The sequence below is a fragment of the Microcystis sp. LE19-84.1B genome, from assembly GCF_027531875.1.
Lineage (GTDB): Bacteria > Cyanobacteriota > Cyanobacteriia > Cyanobacteriales > Microcystaceae > Microcystis > Microcystis panniformis.
In genome coordinates this window covers 1-18164 of the sequence record NZ_JAPZSR010000373.1, presented here as the reverse complement: position 1 = coordinate 18164, position 18164 = coordinate 1, and the positions used below count along the sequence as shown (strand labels likewise).

20 protein-coding genes, 1 tRNA gene and 2 pseudogenes are annotated in these 18164 nt (G+C 43.3%); 9 read left to right on the top strand and 14 right to left on the bottom strand.

What is annotated here, in order from left to right:
- Nucleotides 1-158, top strand: a pseudogene (locus O9324_RS21110) (ISNCY family transposase); the annotation flags it as partial.
- Between the two features lie 36 nt (nucleotides 159-194).
- On the opposite strand, the pseudogene O9324_RS21105 reads toward O9324_RS21110, so the two are convergent.
- The 3 genes and pseudogenes from O9324_RS21105 to dndD form a co-directional block, all read right to left on the bottom strand.
- Nucleotides 195-347: pseudogene (locus O9324_RS21105) on the bottom strand (cupin domain-containing protein); the annotation flags it as partial.
- Nucleotides 348-454: 107 nt separating this feature from the next.
- The gene (gene dndE, locus O9324_RS21100; RefSeq protein ID WP_002765973.1) at nucleotides 455-853 is read right to left on the bottom strand and encodes a DNA sulfur modification protein DndE; all 399 of its coding nucleotides are present in this window, start codon (nucleotides 851-853) and stop codon (nucleotides 455-457) included.
- Nucleotides 854-1181: 328 nt separating this feature from the next.
- Nucleotides 1182-3167, bottom strand: a complete 1986-nt coding sequence (dndD, locus tag O9324_RS21095) for a DNA sulfur modification protein DndD (protein ID WP_288141223.1) — start codon at nucleotides 3165-3167, stop codon at nucleotides 1182-1184.
- 577 nt (nucleotides 3168-3744) lie between these two features.
- On the opposite strand from dndD, the gene O9324_RS21090 reads away from it, so the two are divergent.
- From O9324_RS21090 to O9324_RS21075, 4 genes are all read left to right on the top strand, one after another.
- Nucleotides 3745-5388 (top strand): alpha-keto acid decarboxylase family protein, encoded by a 1644-nt coding sequence (locus O9324_RS21090; protein WP_288141222.1) that lies wholly within the window; start codon nucleotides 3745-3747, stop codon nucleotides 5386-5388.
- 144 nt (nucleotides 5389-5532) lie between these two features.
- Nucleotides 5533-6924, top strand: a complete 1392-nt coding sequence (locus O9324_RS21085) for an IctB family putative bicarbonate transporter (RefSeq protein WP_288141221.1) — start codon at nucleotides 5533-5535, stop codon at nucleotides 6922-6924.
- A 390-nt stretch (nucleotides 6925-7314) separates the two neighbouring features.
- Nucleotides 7315-7635 carry a protease inhibitor I42 family protein gene (locus tag O9324_RS21080; RefSeq protein ID WP_288141220.1) on the top strand — a complete coding sequence of 107 codons (321 nt, stop codon included), beginning with the start codon at nucleotides 7315-7317 and terminating at the stop codon, nucleotides 7633-7635.
- 54 nt (nucleotides 7636-7689) lie between these two features.
- Nucleotides 7690-8601: a C1 family peptidase gene (locus O9324_RS21075; RefSeq protein ID WP_288141219.1), complete on the top strand. Its 912-nt coding sequence runs from the start codon at nucleotides 7690-7692 to the stop codon at nucleotides 8599-8601.
- A gap of 459 nt (nucleotides 8602-9060) precedes the next feature.
- Here O9324_RS21075 and O9324_RS21070 read toward each other — a convergent pair whose 3' ends face one another.
- The gene (locus O9324_RS21070; RefSeq protein ID WP_288141218.1) at nucleotides 9061-9984 is read right to left on the bottom strand and encodes an AAA family ATPase; all 924 of its coding nucleotides are present in this window, start codon (nucleotides 9982-9984) and stop codon (nucleotides 9061-9063) included.
- A gap of 253 nt (nucleotides 9985-10237) precedes the next feature.
- Between O9324_RS21070 and O9324_RS21065 the strand changes: the two genes are divergently transcribed.
- Nucleotides 10238-10756, top strand: a complete 519-nt coding sequence (locus O9324_RS21065) for a hypothetical protein (RefSeq protein ID WP_288141217.1) — start codon at nucleotides 10238-10240, stop codon at nucleotides 10754-10756.
- Nucleotides 10757-10762: 6 nt separating this feature from the next.
- Entirely contained in the window at nucleotides 10763-11035 is a 273-nt protein-coding gene (locus tag O9324_RS21060) for a hypothetical protein (RefSeq protein WP_002761130.1), read from the top strand.
- On the opposite strand, the gene O9324_RS21055 is transcribed toward O9324_RS21060, so the two are convergent.
- Together O9324_RS21055 and O9324_RS21050 are read right to left on the bottom strand one after the other, a co-directional pair.
- The gene (locus O9324_RS21055; RefSeq protein WP_288141216.1) at nucleotides 11032-11955 is read right to left on the bottom strand and encodes a bifunctional riboflavin kinase/FAD synthetase; all 924 of its coding nucleotides are present in this window, start codon (nucleotides 11953-11955) and stop codon (nucleotides 11032-11034) included. The two genes, O9324_RS21060 and O9324_RS21055, sit on opposite strands and share 4 nt — an antisense overlap.
- Nucleotides 11956-12021: 66 nt before the next feature.
- Complete coding sequence (locus tag O9324_RS21050; RefSeq protein ID WP_288141215.1) at nucleotides 12022-12174, bottom strand: hypothetical protein; 153 nt, start codon at nucleotides 12172-12174, stop codon at nucleotides 12022-12024.
- Between the two features lie 355 nt (nucleotides 12175-12529).
- On the opposite strand from O9324_RS21050, the gene O9324_RS21045 reads away from it, so the two are divergent.
- Nucleotides 12530-12814: a BrnT family toxin gene (locus O9324_RS21045; protein WP_287630559.1), complete on the top strand. Its 285-nt coding sequence runs from the start codon at nucleotides 12530-12532 to the stop codon at nucleotides 12812-12814.
- Nucleotides 12780-13103 (top strand): hypothetical protein, encoded by a 324-nt coding sequence (locus O9324_RS21040; RefSeq protein ID WP_287630560.1) that lies wholly within the window; start codon nucleotides 12780-12782, stop codon nucleotides 13101-13103. The genes O9324_RS21045 and O9324_RS21040 overlap by 35 nt, the downstream gene beginning before the upstream one ends.
- Nucleotides 13104-13130: 27 nt before the next feature.
- Here O9324_RS21040 and tnpB read toward each other — a convergent pair whose 3' ends face one another.
- The 8 genes from tnpB to O9324_RS21000 form a co-directional block, all read right to left on the bottom strand.
- The gene (gene tnpB, locus O9324_RS21035) at nucleotides 13131-14315 is read right to left on the bottom strand and encodes an IS200/IS605 family element RNA-guided endonuclease TnpB (RefSeq protein ID WP_288141214.1); all 1185 of its coding nucleotides are present in this window, start codon (nucleotides 14313-14315) and stop codon (nucleotides 13131-13133) included.
- Nucleotides 14316-14478: 163 nt separating this feature from the next.
- A complete protein-coding gene (gene rplA, locus O9324_RS21030) occupies nucleotides 14479-15192 on the bottom strand; it encodes a 50S ribosomal protein L1 (RefSeq protein ID WP_287630562.1) in 714 nt (237 codons plus the stop codon).
- Nucleotides 15193-15247: 55 nt separating this feature from the next.
- Entirely contained in the window at nucleotides 15248-15673 is a 426-nt protein-coding gene (gene rplK, locus O9324_RS21025) for a 50S ribosomal protein L11 (protein WP_002765994.1), read from the bottom strand.
- 3 nt (nucleotides 15674-15676) lie between these two features.
- Nucleotides 15677-16294, bottom strand: a complete 618-nt coding sequence (gene nusG, locus O9324_RS21020; RefSeq protein WP_287630563.1) for a transcription termination/antitermination protein NusG — start codon at nucleotides 16292-16294, stop codon at nucleotides 15677-15679.
- Nucleotides 16291-16527, bottom strand: coding sequence for a preprotein translocase subunit SecE (secE, locus tag O9324_RS21015; protein ID WP_002765998.1), 237 nt, complete (start codon nucleotides 16525-16527; stop codon nucleotides 16291-16293). Before secE ends, nusG begins: the two co-directional genes overlap by 4 nt.
- A 124-nt stretch (nucleotides 16528-16651) precedes the next feature.
- Nucleotides 16652-16724 (bottom strand) — tRNA-Trp (locus O9324_RS21010).
- Nucleotides 16725-16825: 101 nt separating this feature from the next.
- Entirely contained in the window at nucleotides 16826-17188 is a 363-nt protein-coding gene (gene rplS / locus O9324_RS21005; protein WP_002738040.1) for a 50S ribosomal protein L19, read from the bottom strand.
- Between the two features lie 216 nt (nucleotides 17189-17404).
- On the bottom strand, nucleotides 17405-18164 hold a 760-nt coding region (locus tag O9324_RS21000; RefSeq protein ID WP_287633369.1), incomplete at its 5' end, for a carbonic anhydrase.

Below are 18164 nucleotides of genomic sequence, written 5' to 3'. Positions count from 1 at the left end.
ATCAAGAATGGTTCTATTCCTAAGGGAAAACCCAAACGTCAAGGTAAAGAATGTGGTCAACCGTTTGTGATCAATCCCACTAATAAAACCGTCTCTGACGAAACCAAACAATTAATTGATCAACTCTTGCTCGAACGAATTTCTTGACGAGGAATTGCTAGAGTAACTGGAGTGAGTTGGTCAGGGTTTGCTGAATAATGGTAAAACCAGTCACTATAAGCTCCGTATTGACTGGCAAAGTCTTTGAGAACTTCATCAGTAGGTTGGAATTCTCCTTTTTCTAAAGCAAGTAAATAGGGGTGATTAATTGCTCGATGGCTTAGTGCTTCCTTGATTAAATTTTCCATTTTTTCTTATCCCCCGATAGTCGCCCCCTTTTTAAATACTATCACAAAATTGGCCAATTGTCGATAGCGTTTGAGATGCGCTCACCCTGAAAACAGAGCATTCTTGATTAAGATTCTCTGAGACTTTCTCTCTCTAATTCGATTAAATTATCGATTTTCTTTAGCTTGGTATCCCCAGCAAGATAACCGATCCCGCGATGTAAATGTAAGCGAAATTGTTGAGTTAGGGTTTCTTTATCGGTTCCTAATCCGTCTTGATGACAACGTTGTTTGAGGGCAATTAAGAAAATATCGGCCATTTCTCCCCCGAATACTTTCCAGGATAATTCTACATTGCTATCGGCAGGAATGGGAACGGGAGAGGGGAGACTCGGTTCGGCAAGGGAACGACAAAAAGCCCAACGACAGAGGATATTCCATTGGTCAATTTTGGTGTAGCGTTTTAATTTTATGAGGCTATCTTTGGCGGTTTGAGATAGTCGAAAACGTTCGATAGGTGATTCCATAATCTATAATTTTACCTCGCTCTGACTGATGATAAAATAGTTATTCATTCTCAATCCTGTTTAATAGGATAATGGGAAGTGGGGAGCTTTTTTTCAGTGATCAGTGATCAGTGATCAGTAATCAGTGATCAGTGATCAGTGATCAGTAATCAGTAATCAGTGAACTGATTCAAGTCTGTCTCAAACCCATCGGCTGCCGCTAAACTATTTTTTAAGTTCTCGTAGGAGTGAATATCGGCAAGCAAGGTTTCCTCTAGTTGGGTGACTGGTTGATTGGTGTTGAGTTAATTGGGGGAGGATTTTTTGGGAATTTATCTCGGTCATAATCTTACCAAAAGTAGCGGTCGGGGTGAATAGTGGTTTGACGTTGTTGGGAATTGTATTCTAGCAGGTATTTTCTGGCGATTACTTCCTGTTCTTCTAATAAGAGTAGCTCATTTTCTCCAATTTCTGTATCGGTAGAGAGGAGGATGACTTGAGAGGAAGCGGCGGGAAAATAACGTTCAACTAAATTATGGCGATGGGAAGAATCTAAACGTCCGAGGGGTGTATCGATAGCGATAGGTAAATCTCGTCCGGAGACTCGCGCTAATCCCCACAAAAAAGCGATCGCTAATAGTTGTTTTTCTCCGGCAGAAAGACGGTGTTTAGGCACATTTTGTCCATCGGGACCAAAGAGAGATAGACCAAAAGTATCAGCATCGATCGCTATTTTCTGCACCAGATCGGACTTATGCAATAAATAACGAAAACATTCCGCCACTTCTCCCTCTAATCTATTTAATTTTTTTAAAGTTAAGCGTTCCTTAAATACTTTTAAAGTTTGCTGTGCTTTGACAATAGCATTAACGATATGTTCGTTACTTTGCGATTCTAAAGCTTTCTCACTATAGGCAAATAATTCTTTTTTCGTTTTCTCAATTTTCTTTTTGATTTCCTCATAATTTTTGTGGCTTTGCTCGTATTCCGCTTGAGCATTTAGATACTTTTTCTGAGCGGTTTTTAAGTTATTACTCAGGGTTTCGTATTCTTCGGGAGAGGCTGCTACTGCTAATTCTCGCTCTAAATTATCTAAGTCAGCTTCCAGATTTCTTAATTGTTCTATTGCTTGATGAGCGAGGTTAATTTGTGCCGGTAATTGATGGGTTAAGACTCGATTTAATAACTCGATCGCTTCCTCGTCTAAATCTAAGTAAGAAGTAACGAAAGAATCGTTATCCTCAGCTAAACACTGATTTTCTTGCTGTAAAAATTCCCTAATATTCTCTAATTGTTCTAAAGTTAAATTCAGTTGTTTTAAATAAGCCAGTAACTTTTTATCTCTGGACTCTAAAACCGATTGAGCGACTTTAGCTGATTGAAATTTTAGCTCTTTTTCTCCCTGAATTTTAGCGGCTTCTAGGAGAGGGAAAATTAACTTTAATGGTAATAACTCTCCCGCCAATTGACCTAAATATTCTCTCTGTTTATCTAACTTTTTATCTAAATCCTTTTTTCTGCTCTCTAATTGACTTCTTTCGGCGGCAATTTTGCCGCCATCAATGCGAAATTTATCCGAGACTGCATCAAAATCATTTCTAACCAAATCTAAATTTTTTTGCTGAGTTTCCATCTCTTGCCGAGCCAATTCTAAATCTTCTTGGTACTGGGCTAATTTTTTTTCGATCGCTTCAATAGTTGCCAGTTCATTTTCTGCTGCTAGTAACCGGCGCTTGCGACTAGCTAAAATATCGAGATCAACGGCTAATCTTTCCGCTAATTCTAACCCTAATAAAGTCTGCATCGAATCCTTAACGCTGTCAGGAGGTACATCCTGTTCTGCCAATTCTTTTACCTGTTCCCCATCAAATAAAAAGAGGTTAGAAATACCCAAAGGTAATAAAGTTTCAATATATTCATCCCAAGTGTTAGCTAAGGCAGGATCGGGCCAATCTTCATCTAAAATACCGAGGGTATCCTTACCATCTTTAGGCTGTTTTGTCCAGTATCTAACGATACGATATTGTCGCCATTGTTCATTAACTAGATGTTCAAAAGCCAGTTCAATTCTAGCTTGATCGATGAGGGAAGCTTGATTATTAACTGCTTGACTAAGAAACTCGGCATAACTTAAATTATTGCGAGTAGAACACTTCGCCCGCGCACCGTACAAAGCCAAACGAATCGCATCCATTAAAGTAGTTTTACCGCCCCCATTCATGCCTCCCAAAAGGATAATCGGACAGGGATTGTTATCTTTTTCGGGACGTAAATTAATCACTTGACGACCGGCGTAGGGACCGAAATTTTGCAAAACTAATTCAGTAAAAATCATTAATATTCAGCCTTAGTTAAGTTGAAAGTTTTAGGAAATCTCCTGTAACAATTATACCTGAAAAAGTGCCGCAGATATTTTTTATACCCAAGAGAAAAACCCCAGATTTTATACTATAGCATTGATCACCAGCGCTAGATATAATTGGAGTCTGCGGAAAAAGTTTTTCGTGGGGGCAGGGTGTGGGGTGTGGGGTTTTACCCATTTTCAGGGGGTCAATTAAGTGGGTGGGTGGAATTAAATATAAGATGAACGTAGGTTGGGTTGAAGCATGAAACCCAACGCCCGCATAGTTTACGCTACCGCTAACCCATCCTACAAATAATTGTGCCTCCCTACTTACCTAATTTTCCGGGAAAAAGTGCCTAAATTTCCTCCCCGATCACTCCAAGGACTAGCACTTTTTGATTTCAAAAAAGCCTAAAGATATTATCCAACAAGGTTTTTAGATTTATTCAGCAAACCCTAATTAAAGTCTGCTGATTTTTACTTTCTAGTTCATTACTGGACATTAGCCTATTTTTTAAAAAATCGCTATGATCGGCGTGAAAGTGCCAACACAGGGGAGAAAATTGCTATGATCACGATCGGCGAATATTTATGCCAGCGTCTCCATAATTTAGGGGTTGATCATATTTTTGGGGTGCCGGGGGATTATGTCCTCGATTTGATGGATGTTTTGCTGAAAAGTCCGATCGAATTAGTTTGCACCTGTAATGAGCTTAACGCAGGTTATGCCGCCGATGCCTACGCGCGAGTTAAAGGTATGGGTGCTGTCTGTGTCACCTACGGAGTCGGGGGATTTAGCCTCGTTAATGCTGTGGTCGGTGCTTACGCTGAAAGAGTTCCCCTGGTGGTAATTAGTGGGGCTTCCGATCGCTCGATTCGCCGGGATAATTTATTATTACACCACACCACGGGCGATTATAATCTGCAATTTTCGATCATGGAAAAAGCCACGGTTGCCTCGGTTATTCTCACTAATTCCGCCCAAGCTGCCAGTCAAATCGATCAAACTTTAGCAGCTTGTTTGCATCACAAACGTCCCGTGTATATCGAAATTCCCCGGGATCTGGTCTATCGTCCCTGTATCCCCTCAGAAAATCCAATTTATTTAACCGATAATCTTACGGATACCGCCGCTTTAGAAGAAGCCATTGAAGAAGCGGTTTTTTTATTAGAAAAAGCGGAAAAACCAATTATTTTAGCGGGGGTAGAATTCCATCGGTTTAAACTCCAAGATAAGTTGCTGAAACTTTTAGAAGTAACGGGTTATCCCTTAGCTACCACTATTTTAGGTAAGTCGTCAATTTCGGAAATGCAGCCGCAATTTATCGGCACTTATGTGGGAGCATTAAGTCGCGAATACGTTAGTCAACGGGTGGAAAATGCCGATTGTGTCCTCTGTTTAGGGGCGATCATGTCCGATATGAATTTAGGGGGATTTACGGCTAATTTAAATCCCACTAATTTGATTAATGCCAATTCCGAGAAAGTAAAAATTAAACATCACTTTTATCAACCGGTATTCCTAGGGGATTTTATCGATGGTTTAATTGATAAGCTAAGTCACAAAGAAGCGGCTACACTAGAGATTAAACCCGCGGCCGAATTGAAGAATTTAGAATTCATAGCCGTGCCGGAGCAAAAATTAACTAATGCTCGTTTTTATGAGCGAATGAATCATTTTATTGCTCAAGAATCTTTTGTTATTTCCGATACAGGGGATGCAATTATTGCCACAATTGATTTATTAATGCCCCAACAAACTGACTTTATTGGTCAAGCATTTTATCTCTCTATTGGTTATTCAATTCCCGCCTGTTTAGGAGTAGCTTTTGCCGCACCAAATACTCGTCCTATCGTCTTTGTGGGTGATGGTGCTTTTCAAATGACCGCCCAAGAACTTTCGACAATTATCCGTCACCATCTCAATCCAATTATCTTTTTAATTAATAACGATGGTTACACGATCGAGCGGGTAATTCAGGATAATATTTATAATGATCTACAACCGTGGAAATATCATCAATTACCAGCAGTATTTAACGGGGAAAGTTGGAGTTGTCAAGTCAGGACAGAAGGGGAATTAGAAAAGGCTTTATCAATTGCCCAGGGTAACATCGATCGCCTATCATTTATTGAAGTACATCTCGATCGTTTTGACTGTTCCCAAGGCTTAACTCGTTTAGGTCAAGCTTTACGTTCACCCCATGCTTAGACTGGTTATGCTATTAGGTTTTGACTGTGTGAAGCTGCCCTAAGACACCGGACTGAAACTCTTTTCGCTCCCAAGAGTCAACAATTAAGATACAATCGGTATCTTAATCAAAGTTTGCCGGTGACAACCGCAACTAAAAACCCTATGAATGCTTTTTGGAAACAAATCACCCTACTGAACTTTTCCCCCGCTTCTTGGTCAAAATATAGCTATCTGCATCGTTTCGTCGGCCTTTTTAGTCAATGGCGACAGGGTAGCCGGTTTGTGGAGTGGACAGAAATGATGGGTGCGCTGTTAATCTCTCTTCTTATCGCCACTGCGCCGTTTTTCTCCACCAGTCAAATCGGTTTTTTATTGTTAGCAATAGCCGGTTATTGGCTACTGTTAACCCTTGTGGATGAAGGCAAAATCGGGGTGACACCGATTCACATTTTAGTGCTTTTATACTGGGGAATTGCCACGGTTTCTACGGCTTTTTCTCCCGTTAAAACCGCAGCTTTGGAAGGATTAATTAAATTAACTCTCAATCTGATCTTTTTTGCTTTTACTGCCCGAATTATGCGATCGCCACGCCTAACAAATTGGATTCTGACTACTTTAGTTTTAACCGCTTTAGCAGTGAGCGTTTACGGCATTCGTCAGCAAATTTTTGGCGCGGAACAGTTAGCAACTTGGAACGATCCCACTTCAGAATTAGCGGGGGATACTAGGGTTTATAGTTATCTCGGTAATCCTAATTTATTAGCTAGTTATTTATTCCCTGGTATTGCTTTTAGCGGTGCGGCATTATTTGTGTGGCAGGGATGGCTACCGAAAATTTTAGCGGCTTTATTAACTTTAGCCAATGCCGCTTGTTTATTTTTTACCGAGAGTCGTGGCGGTTGGATTGGTTTGATGGTCTTAGGAATTGTCTTCTTATTGCTATTATTTTATTGGTTCAAAAATTATCTACCGTTATTTTGGCAAACCTGGCTTTTACCCTTAGTTTTAGGGGGTTTAGCCGTGGTGGTTTTAGGGGCGATTTTATTGGTGGAGCCGCTGCGAATTCGGGTGATGAGTATTTTCGCGGGCCGAGGAGATAGTAGTAATAACTTTCGGATTAATGTTTGGGATGCAGTTATCCGCATGATTCAAACTTATCCGCTTTTGGGCATCGGACCGGGTAATGATGCTTTTAAGAAAATTTACCCCCTATTCATGAAGCCAAAATACACGGCTTTAAGTGCCTATTCTGTGGTATTAGAAATCATGGTAGAAACGGGAATCATTGGTTTTACCTGTTTCCTCTGGTTATTAGTTACAACTATCGGCCAAGGCATCCATCAAATTAAACTTTTACGCAATAAAATGGATAGTCAAGGCTTTTGGTTAATCGGGGCAATTGCCGCTATGGCTGGAATTCTCGCCCACGGTTTCTTTGATACAGTTTGGTATCGTCCCCAAGTTAGTACCCTCTGGTGGTTAGTTTTGGGTTTAATTGCTAGTCGTTGTTATTCCCCGGCTAGAGGTTTTGAGCGCGGCAATTCTCTCCTCTAGGGGGGCGAAATGGGGGAGCATTGAGGAGTTATTTCAAATTACGGATAGGACTGCTCTGAAGGGTATTTGAAGCTCGTGTAGGCGTAGGCGAGGGGGATTATTAAGAAAAATCACAAATTTTCCATCCTACCATCTCTCGGTGGCCAAAGCAAGAGATAATTAAATTAGATCGTTTCCCAGTTTGTTCTGCGCTTGGCGCGATTTCCCAACTGCAATAACGAGAGTAAATCCCTGTGGCCGTTATAGAGACGAGGGAGGAAAATAATGGATCGTTCTCTTAAGTGGGCCGTTGCGATTGTCATAACTCTAATCCTCGTGCTTTCCCCGGTCTTTTCCCAGGGCTGTGGGGCGACAGAGTGGAACCCGAAAGGAGGGAACGGTCAAGATACAATGCTAACCCTTACTCGCGCTGACAACGGCAAATCCATCACCATACAGGTCAACGACCTGCTGCTAGTGTCCCTCGACGAGAATCCTACCACTGGCTTTCAGTGGGCGGTCGATGGTGTCGGGAGCGATTTAGTGAAGCTGCAGGCCTCTGAGTATGTACCTGCTGGGGAGTCGAGAGTCGGCGGGGGCGGTCAGAGAATCCTGACCTTTAAAGTGCAACGGGCTGGGATAGACCAACTAAGGCTTAAGCTTTGGCGGGAGTGGCAAGGAGAACCGTCAATTGTCGAACGATTTACTGTCAGGCTCCAAGTCCGAGAGTAAAGGCTTCTCAGATAGCCAAGGGCTAGTGAGCAACGACTTAGGAGGAAAGGAAAAATGAGTGAAACATTTGTAATTCCCGCAATGGGATGGTTGCCTGACTATCCCGATATTCGTGATGTCACTTTTCAATCTGAACGCGTACCGTCCAAACTGCAAGCTTTGGGACAGCCATCTGTCAAGCAAATGCTGGCCAAAGTGGGAGCAACGACATCTGCCCCAGCAGCGCTGCCAGCCAGCGTGGACTTGAGGCCGTGGTGTTCCCCCATGGAGGATCAACAAACTATCGGTTCTTGTACCGCCCACGCCGGTGTCGGACTGGTGGAGTATTTTGAGCGGCGAGCTTTTGGCAAACACCTCGATGCTTCCAGACTCTTTCTCTACAAAGTGACGCGCAACTTGTTGCACTGGACGGGGGATACGGGAGCCTTCTTGCGCTCAACAATGTACGCCCTCACCTTGTTTGGCGTACCACCAGAAGAATACTATCCCTACAATATCGCTGATTTTGACAAAGAGCCGTCGGCATTCTGCTACGCTTTTGCCCAAAGCTATCAGGCGATTTCCTACTACCGCCTCGATCCGCCCGGGACGGCAAGGGACGCACTGTTAGCTCGGATTAAAACCGACTTGTCGAAAGGTCTGCCCTCGATGTTTGGCTTTACTGTTTACAGTTCTATCAGTCAGGGCAACACGACCGGCAAGATTCCTTACCCGACTCGGGGCGAGAGAGTTCTCGGCGGTCACGCCATTGACGCAGTTGGTTACGACGACAACCTCAAGATCAAGAACACCAATGCGGGTGGCATTGAAACCACTGGTGCCTTGCTGATTCGCAACTCCTGGGGGAATGCCTGGGGAAGCGCTGGCTACGGCTGGCTGCCCTACAAATACGTCCTCGATGGTCTGGCAACTGATTGGTGGTCGCTAATCAAGAATGAATGGGTCGATACCGGACAGTTCGGATAGGAGACCGATTCGATAAGGTGTGAGGGGCGAGATAAAGGCTTCTGGTGAGTTTTTTCAGAATAGGGGGGACGCTGGGAAAACTCACCGTTTGTTGAATTTTTTAGGGGAAGCTTTGTGACATACCCATCCCTAAAAGCGAGGGCTTCCTGCTTCCTCCGTTTTGATTACTGTTCTGGCATGGAAAGATGGTCAAAAAAAGTAAAAACAGAAGCACGTTCAAAATATTTTTACTCCAGCCTTTAGTGAGCTAAGGCAATACTAGCAATTAATAGATCGGCTCTACCAATTTGGCCGAATTTAGGAATACCCTGTAACTTACCGTTCATCGATAACTGAAATTTAAGTAGGTGGGTGGAATTAAATATAAGATGAACGTAGGTTGGGTTGAAGCATGAAACCCAACGCCCGCATGGGTTACGCTACCGCTAACCCATCCTACAAATAATTGTGCCTCCCTACTTAAGCACAGATGCGATCCTCGATCGCCACCGATTGTAGAAGTCTTTCCACGATAGCTTTAGCTTGATGACCGTGACTAGGAATCAGACGATGGCAGAAGACGTAGGGAGTAATTAACTTAACATCATCGGGGATAGCATAATCGCGACCTTCGAGGAAAGCGTAAGCTTGAACTGCTTTTTGCAAAACCACACAACCCCGGGGACTGACTCCTAAACTAATATCTTCGTGATCACGGGTAGCGCGGACTAAATCGACGATATATTGCTGTAAAGCAGGAGCTACCCGGACTAGACTGACTAATCTTTGCAATTCTCCCACCTGTTCTAGGGAAATACAAGCTTCTAGGGATTTAACCGTCTCTTGAGAATGCTGTCTTTGTAACATTTCTAATTCTTCTGTGGCGCTGGGATAACCCAAACTCAGGCAAACGGCAAAACGGTCCATTTGCGCTTCTGGAAGCGGAAAAGTGCCTTGATATTCGATCGGATTTTGGGTGGCGATCACAAAGAAGGGTTGGGGGACCGGCCGCGCTTCTCCGTCGATGGTAACTTGTTTTTCTTCCATGACTTCTAGAAGTGCCGATTGAGTGCGCGGGGTGGCCCGGTTGATTTCATCGGCCAAGAGGACGTTAGCAAAAGCGGGGCCGGGGATAAATTCAAATTCGCGACTGTTGGGGTTCCAAATCGTCGTTCCCGTAATATCACTAGGAAGGAGGTCGGGGGTGCATTGTACCCGTTGGAAACGACCGTTAATTGAACGCGCTAAGGATTTAGCTAAGAGAGTTTTGCCGACTCCGGGTACATCTTCCAGGAGAGCGTGGCCACCACTGAGTAAAGCCACCAGCACAATGCGAATCGATTCGGTTTGGCCGACGATGCTCTGGCTCAAATTTTCCATCAAAATATCAATAGAGTCTCTCATAGCACAAATGGGGTATTTTGTCAAGAAGATTAATGTTAAGTTTTTTTATCTTAACGATTCTTTTCCTAATTTGCCCACACTAGGGAGGAAAGTTGACAGACAATGGCGGGAAATTTTCTCCTAGGGAGCTAATCAGGGTTAGGGTGGCGAACAGGGAGAAAATTAGTTAAGAATTGTTGCCAGTGGGCGAAATCAAGATTTTCAGTCGGTTCAGTCTGATAAAATCGAGGAGAATTTCTCTTAATCGATGAAGATGAAAGCCCGTTCGCTCGTTTTTAGTCTTGTTTTAGGAATTGCGGCCAGTACATTAACCAATAGTTTACCCAAAAATTTTACTTTCAATTCTCAGAAAGTATTGGCTCAAGATCAGGCCCCTTCCTGTCCCCTCCCTCCAGATATTGCCATCACTTTTCGCAATAGTGAATGTCAGGCAGTTACCCTAGAAAAACCCCAGACTTTTTTCCGTTATTATAGTGACGAAAATTACAAAAAAGGTCGTTTTCTGACCACGGATCAATATACCACCAATGTGGAGGTGATCAGAAATTTAGCCCTCGATCAAAAGTGGATTCCTCCCAATCAAGCGACCAAAGTAATATCGGTGACTTTACCTGCGGGAACAACGGTTTATCAAGGAATTGTCGCCCCCCAGAATCCGGCTGATTGTTATCCCGGTGGTGGTCAGCAAACTTTTATTAAAGACTCGCGAGATGCCAATATACAATGGGGAGAGGGGCGAGCAATAACGGTTACATCTCTTTCCTGTCGCTAGAATATTATGGAAACGAACATGAGGGAATTAATTCAATCAATTGACCAAGCTATTACCGTGGCCGAACAGATGCGTAAAACAGAAAGATCGACTCGGATTGAGGGTTTAATTTCTGTCCTGAAAACCATCAAAAGTCAGGCTTTAGCTGGTCAATTACCACCGTCTCAAGGCATTGTTACCCTAGGATTAGCGCGAGAAGTAGCTGATTGGATCGATTCCCTTGATTCTCCTTTATTGAAAGCGGTGGGTAAAGTGGAAAGAGAATACCAAAAATATTAGGAGTTGTCGGTGACAGAAGTTAGAATTAACCGAGAGCGATCACAGTCTATCTCGATCTGATTTTTTAATCGATCGAGAGAATTAAATTTCTGTTCTGGTCGCAGGAATTGCACTAAATCCATCGTTAAAATGCGATCATATACATTTCCCGACCAATCCAATAAATGGATTTCCACACTGATAGTTTTTCCCTCGATCGTGGGACGATAACCGATGTTCATAACTGCCGGTAAGCGAGAAGCATCGAGATGCACCCAACCGCAATAAACCCCCAATCGCGGCAATAATTTATCGGGGGGAACCTGTAGATTAGCGGTATGAAAACCTAATTGTCTGCCCAGTTGTTGCCCGATGACCACGCGACCGGTTAAACTGTAGGGACGACCTAACATTTGTCCGGCTTGCTCAACGTTTCCTGCTGCCAAAGCTTGACGAATTAGGGAACTACTAATTCGACCCGTCCCACAGTTTTTTAAAGCAACAATCTCGACTTTAATGTTAAATTGAGAGGCGATCTGTAATAAATCTTCGGCTGTACCTTGACGACGATAACCGAAGCGGAAATCTTGACCAACACTGATCGATTTAGCCTGTAATTTTGCTACTAAAATCTGTTCGATAAAAGCCAAGGGTGTCAGGGAAGCTAATTGAGCAGAAAAAGGCAGTAAAACTAATTGTTTAACGCCTAAATTCTCTAAAACCTCCACCTTTTCCCCTAGAGGAGTTAATAACTGCCATTTTTCCCCCGTAAAAAATTCCCGCGGGTGGGGAGTAAAACTAACAACGGTGGGATAAGCGGGTTCATCCTGAAAAATTGGCTGTAGGACGGTTTGATGACCTAGGTGCAAACCATCAAAGTTACCTAGTGCGATCGCACTAGGGGCTAAAATACGGGTATTAGGGGAATCTACAATCCACACGCTGGCTTTAAGAACAGATACAAGAGAATAATTCAAGCGATTAATCTTGAGTGTAGCCCTTTGATTTTATATCAATCGGGCGATCAAGCCAAAAAAAACACCCCCAATCCCTTGGATGCCTTTGGAAGTTTTAGCAAATTGAACGTGAACGATCCCGGTGCGATCGGCCCAGCAGTCCCAATCAATTGCACCAGAAAGATGAGGGAAATAAGCACTCATTAATTGTTCAGTTCGTTCTTGTTTTGGTCGTCTGTGGTTGTTCTTGCTGCTTTTGTGGTTTCCCAATCTGAATCAAGCATAAGTAGCTGGTTATAATTAAATTAAAAATGGATTTTAGGTTCGATCCCCCCTACCCCCCTTGATAAGGTAGGGTTGATTCATGAATCAACCTTACCCTTGATAAGGGGGATGTCTGATAATTTTTAACGCCTACCTACTTAAGGTTCTTGTTTTTGTTTCTTTTGTTCTAATCCTGTTGCTAATCATAGAGCGATCCCGAAAGGATAAGGTTTACCATAGTAAGGTGGGGGATTTTTTTACCACCTTATTTTATTTATTGTCTATAATTAAGATAATGACGACTAATTTTGAATGGGATGAAGACAAAGCTAAGACAAATCTGAGAAAACATGATATTTCTTTTAATGAGGCTAAAACTGTCTTTGAAGATACCTATTCTTTGACTTTAGATGATCCCACTCATTCAATCTTAGAAGATCGTTTTTTGACAATTGGTTATTCTAGTCAAAACCGCTTGCTTTTAGTTGTTCATACTGAAAGACAAGGAAACATCAGAATCATTAGTGCTAGGAGAGTAACTAAACATGAAAGAAAAATCTACGAACAAAGTAATCAATAATCCCCTCAAAGATGACGAAATGTTAGATGATTATTCTGAGGTTTTAACGGAATCTCATTTAAAAAGTGCAGTGAGAGGAAAGTATGCTCAGTCTTTAGCAGATAAGGATACTTCTACCATTAAGATTATAGCAGAAAATGAAGAGAGATATGTTAACATGAAAACCATTGAAGTTGCAGCATTCGTTAACAATGAGGGTCAATTAACCGTACAAGTTCCTTCAAATTTAAAAGAAGGACAATATCAGGCTGTATTGATTATAGAAGAACCCAAAAATGAAAATCAATGATCTTAGAATAGTTGACACTCCCGTTGCCTAAAGGCGTGGGGATTCTTCATTCACGGGGAGATGCCTTGCAAAAGCAGTGCTTTTACTCGGTCTTACTCTCCCTCCTGAAGCAGTAGCGGTATGCCCTACCGCCAATATTCGTAAACCTTCATCTCGAATATTCTTAGCGGCGTTGATGTCCCTATCGTGGTTTTCTCCACATTTAGGGCATTGCCAGCTACGAATATCTAAGCTCAAACTATCAACACGGTTTAAGCAGTTACTACAGGTCTTGGAACTAGGAAAGAATCTATCTACTTCGATGTAGGTTTTTCCATCCCATTCAGCCTTGTACTTCAACATAGTGCAGAATTGCCCCCAACCAGCATCACTGATTGACTTTGCTAGTTTTGGGTTTTTGACCATGTTTCTAACTGCCAGATTTTCTACCACTATGACTTGGTTTTCGTCAACTAATTTACGACTTAGCTTATGTAGAAAATCTTCACGACAACGAACAATTTTATAGTGAACTTTAGCAACTTTAATTCTAGCTTTATTTCGGTTGTTAGAGCCTTTTTGTTTGCGGCTTAGTTTCTTTTGTCTCCTCGCTAATCTTTGTTCGTACTTACGATAGTATTTAGGATTCCCGTGTTTAGTCCCATCTGATGTAATAGCAAAATGGGTTAGTCCAACGTCTATCCCAACAGCTTTTCCTTCTGATGATTTTTGGGGTAAATCCTGACCATCATCATAAAGACAAGATGCGAAATATTCTCCCGATGGATTAACTGAAACCGTAACAGACTTTAAGGTTCCCTCTGGTTGCCGTGAGACTTGGCAATGAACTTCACCAATTTTAGGCAATACCAGAACATCATCTTTTAACTTACAGTGCTGAGGAAATCTAATCGACTGTTTATTTTGCTTTTTCTTGAAGTTAGGATATTTAGCTCTACCTTCAAAAAAGTTAAGGAAAGCACTAGAAAGATTTAAAGCGGCTTGCTGTAATACCTGCGATGGTACTTCGCTTAACCACTCATACTCTTTTTTTAAGGAAGGCAGCAGCTTAATTATTTCGTTTCTGCTTAATCCTTTTCCAGTTTGCTTGTAAGTTTCGGATGTTAAGTTGAGAGCGTAATTGTAAAACCATCTAGCACAGCCAAACGACTTGGCAAGCAAAACGGATTGCTCACTGGTCGGATAGATTCTGTACTTGAACGCTTTTAGCATTTTGCTTACCAAACTACATTTACTATGGTAAGCTATGTGAGCAACAATGTCAAGCCGTCCTTCGCTACGCTAAAGGACGGGGTTTTAGACCCAAATTTTCGATAAAATCCCAAAAAAACGCCCCCAATCCCTTGGAGGCTTTTTCAAAGAAAAATAACTGTCATTAACCTTCTGCTAATTTCAGATCCCGCAGGGTGCTAATGTCCACTTGAATCGATGGACCCATGGAGGAAGAAACGTAAACTGTACGCCAGTAACGACCTTTGGCTCCAGAAGGACGGTTTCTGTCCACCGTTTCCTGCAAAGCTTTCAAATTGATTAACAGATCCTCGGCGCTAAAAGAAGCTTTGCCAAATTGAACGTGAACGATCCCGGTGCGATCGGCCCGGAATTCCAATTTACCCGCTTTAAACTCAGAGATTGCTCCCGTTAAATCCGTGGTTACGGTTCCCCCTTTCGGTGAAGGCATTAAACCCCGTGGACCGAGTTGACGACCTAATTTCGCCACTTTCGGCATCATATCGGGGGTGGCGATTAACACCTCGAAATCCATCATCCCCTTGGCGATTTCTTCGATTAATTCTTCTGAACCAACGATATCGGCCCCGGCGTTGTTCGCTTCCTGTACCTTTTCCCCGCGAGTAATCACCGCTACTCGCACCGTGCGTCCGGTTCCTTTGGGTAAACTTACCGTTGTCCGCAGTTGTTGGTCGGTATATTTAGGATCGATACCTAAACGAATATGAGCTTCGGCGGTTTCGTCGAATTTCGCCGTCGCTAATTCCTTTAATAATGTCAGTGCTTCTAATGGCTCGTAGGCTTTATTTTCTACCTTAGCCTGGGCATCTCGCAAACGTCGTGAAACTTTTTTTACCATCTGATTTGTTGCTCCTTGGGTAATAACGAAGCTTAACTTCTCCCCGTAATAAGATTTAGTCTGAGATCTTGACACCCATATTTTTGGCCGTTCCCGCCACAATATTCATGGCCGCTTCGATGTCGTTAGCGTTAAGATCGGGCAGTTTAGTCTGGGCGATTTCCCGTAATTGGTCGCGGGTAATGGTGGCGACAAATTTCTTGTTGGGTTCGTTGGAACCTCTTTCCACACCGGCCGCCTTGCGGATGAGAACGGAAGCGGGGGGAGTTTTGAGGACAAAGGTAAAACTCCGATCCTCAAAAACGGAGATTTCCACAGGGATGATCATGCCGGCCTGATCGGCGGTTTTAGCGTTGTAATCTTTACAAAACGCCATAATATTCACCCCGTGTTGACCTAAAGCAGGACCGACTGGAGGAGCAGGGTTAGCCTTACCGGCAGGTAAAGCTAGTTTAATAATTGCGACGACTTTTTTAGCCATGATTTAGTTTTGTTTTTCGACTTGATTAAATTCCAATTCGACCGGGGTATCCCGACCAAAAATGGAGAGCAGGGCCTTGAGTTTGCCGCGCTCGGGACTAACTTCGATCACTTCCCCTTCAAAGTCCTTAAATGGACCGGATAGAACCAAGATTTGATCGCCAACTTCCATATTGATTTTGACGACAGGTTCTTGAATCTCAGCTTGTTTGAATATGCGATCGACTTCTGACATACTCAAGGGTAGCGGGGTGACGTGACCGCGGCCGCGTCCGTAGTGGCGCTTTTGTTCGGCCCCAACAAAGTTGATCACGTGGGGGGTGTTTTTGACCACCTGCCAAGCGTCATCATCCATGATCATTCTGATCAGGACATAACCGGGGAAGACTTTTTCCTCACCGTGTTGCCGTGAACCATCCTTGCGGACTTTGACGGTGGCCGCTTGGGGAATCTGGACTTGTAGAATGCGATCGGCCACATCGAGGGTGTGGATGCGCTGTTCCAAATTGGCTTTGACCCGTTTCTCACAACCGGAAGCCACCTGCACGGCATACCAACGGGGTTTTTTCGGTAGGCCGCTGAGATTGACTTCTTCGGGAAACTGCTCTTCTTCTAGATTCATGGGAACACCTTCCCCGCACCCCAGGCAAAGAATTTATCAATCAGATAGATGAGAGTGGCTACCAAAGTCACCATTAACATCACGGCCGCCGATTCGCTCAAAAGTTGCTGACGGGAAGGCCAGACGACTTTGGCGAGTTCTTCTTTGGTTTCATTGACGAATTCCTTGACCTGAAAGGAGCTTCCCTCTTTCTTGTCGCTCGTGTCTTTTTCTAGGGTTTCTTTTTTGGCCACGATCGCTACTCCTTAAAATGATACTCAAGCTATCCTTAACTTATCATTTTCACCGGACAACCCACACTAACCCCCAGACATTTAGATTATGTCCTTTGCAGTTATCGGCTTGGTGATTACCAAACGCGCCCTGGAGGACTTGAACCCCCGACATCAGGTTTTGGAGACCTGCGTTCTACCAACTGAACTAAGAGCGCCCATTCGCTAAACTGTTTGGCTTTTTTAAGGCCTTCATTCATTATAGCGTAGTTGTTGGCGATTGTGCAACTTTCTTGGTTAGGCTGTCGCCGGAAATTTTTTAGAGAGGGCGATCAAAACGTTCTTGTACCCTGGTGGCTTTGCCAACCCGATCGCGCAGATAGTATAGTTTCGCCCGACGTACTTTACCACGACGGATGATCTTGATACTGGCAACCCGCGGCGAGTGGAGCAGGAAGACTCTTTCTACTCCCACACCCTGGAAGACTTTGCGTACTGTAATCGTTTCGTTGATACCGCCATGGCGTTTGGCGATGACAATACCCTCGTAGGGCTGAATCCGCTCTTTATCTCCTTCGACGATTCGCACCCCTACCCGGATCGTGTCACCGACATGGATAATGGGCAGATCGCTCTTGAGATACTCGGCTTCGATTGATTTGATAATCTCTTCCGTTTTCATCGGCTTCCGTAAAACTGACAATTTTCTATCATACCATATTTTTTGAGTAAAAAGCAATAGCTATTAGCTTTCCTAACAGTAAGCGTTGCTGACTTGCCGATGCTGTCACCAGATGTCAGGCTGATTGTCCCGGATTACCTGCGAAGGCTCTTGCCATTAACTGCCACTCTAGAGACGGTAATAAGTACATCTCTAGAGAATTTCTCTAATCCCTAATTAACTTCTCGAACCGCGATAAATGCGATCGGCTTGGGAGGGTTCTAAATAAGTATAGCCCGGTTTTTGGGTGGAGGAGCCATTCTTTTTGGCCACAGTATTAACCGCAGGATTCGCTTGTTTTAAGTCCGCATGAGTCCTGATATAATCCTCAGAAATCTTGAAGGGATGACTATTGGGAAGGTGACGACTAGGGGGTAAATTGTCTTCTGCTTGGGGATGGGTAATTTTACTATGGGGAGCGACAAAATCGTGTAGGATAGGATCGTAGGCTAAAATTTCGCCGGTTTCAATCCGAAAAATCCAACCGTGTAGAGATAATTTACCCTGATGTAATCGGGAACGAATAATTGGATAGCTTTGCAAATTACTTAACTGATTGAGAACATTTTCTGCTACTGTCACCTCGATCAGTTCTTCTCCTTCTAGTTCCTTGTAATTATCCTTAACTAAACGTCGAGTAGCTTCTGCTTGTTTTAACCAATTGTAAACTAAAGGCATTTCATCGGCCAGACTCTGCAATTTTAACAAACCTTTCATCGCTCCACAATGGGAGTGACCGCAGATAATCACTTGCTCGATGCCGAGAGCGTTGATAGCATATTCTATAGATGCACCTTCACCACCATTGGTTGCTCCGTAGGGAGGAATTATATTTCCCGCATTACGAATTACGAATAATTCCCCCACCTCCGCTTGGGTAATTAGGTTAGGATCGATACGGGAATCGGAACAGGTGATAAACAGGATTCTCGGTTTT

Bases quoted from the DNA above. Each gene is read 5' to 3' on its own strand.
- dndE (WP_002765973.1), bottom strand. From the start codon at position 853: ATGGAATCACCTATCGAACGTTTTCGACTATCTCAAACCGCCAAAGAT.
- dndD (WP_288141223.1), bottom strand. From the start codon at position 3,167: ATGATTTTTACTGAATTAGTTTTGCAAAATTTCGGTCCCTACGCCGGT.
- O9324_RS21090 (WP_288141222.1), top strand. From the start codon at position 3,745: ATGATCACGATCGGCGAATATTTATGCCAGCGTCTCCATAATTTAGGG.
- O9324_RS21085 (WP_288141221.1), top strand. From the start codon at position 5,533: ATGAATGCTTTTTGGAAACAAATCACCCTACTGAACTTTTCCCCCGCT.
- O9324_RS21080 (WP_288141220.1), top strand. From the start codon at position 7,315: ATGCTAACCCTTACTCGCGCTGACAACGGCAAATCCATCACCATACAG.
- O9324_RS21075 (WP_288141219.1), top strand. From the start codon at position 7,690: ATGAGTGAAACATTTGTAATTCCCGCAATGGGATGGTTGCCTGACTAT.
- O9324_RS21070 (WP_288141218.1), bottom strand. From the start codon at position 9,984: ATGAGAGACTCTATTGATATTTTGATGGAAAATTTGAGCCAGAGCATC.
- O9324_RS21065 (WP_288141217.1), top strand. From the start codon at position 10,238: ATGAAAGCCCGTTCGCTCGTTTTTAGTCTTGTTTTAGGAATTGCGGCC.
- O9324_RS21060 (WP_002761130.1), top strand. From the start codon at position 10,763: ATGGAAACGAACATGAGGGAATTAATTCAATCAATTGACCAAGCTATT.
- O9324_RS21050 (WP_288141215.1), bottom strand. From the start codon at position 12,174: ATGAGTGCTTATTTCCCTCATCTTTCTGGTGCAATTGATTGGGACTGC.
- O9324_RS21045 (WP_287630559.1), top strand. From the start codon at position 12,530: ATGACGACTAATTTTGAATGGGATGAAGACAAAGCTAAGACAAATCTG.
- O9324_RS21040 (WP_287630560.1), top strand. From the start codon at position 12,780: ATGAAAGAAAAATCTACGAACAAAGTAATCAATAATCCCCTCAAAGAT.
- tnpB (WP_288141214.1), bottom strand. From the start codon at position 14,315: ATGCTAAAAGCGTTCAAGTACAGAATCTATCCGACCAGTGAGCAATCC.
- rplA (WP_287630562.1), bottom strand. From the start codon at position 15,192: ATGGTAAAAAAAGTTTCACGACGTTTGCGAGATGCCCAGGCTAAGGTA.
- rplK (WP_002765994.1), bottom strand. From the start codon at position 15,673: ATGGCTAAAAAAGTCGTCGCAATTATTAAACTAGCTTTACCTGCCGGT.
- nusG (WP_287630563.1), bottom strand. From the start codon at position 16,294: ATGAATCTAGAAGAAGAGCAGTTTCCCGAAGAAGTCAATCTCAGCGGC.
- rplS (WP_002738040.1), bottom strand. From the start codon at position 17,188: ATGAAAACGGAAGAGATTATCAAATCAATCGAAGCCGAGTATCTCAAG.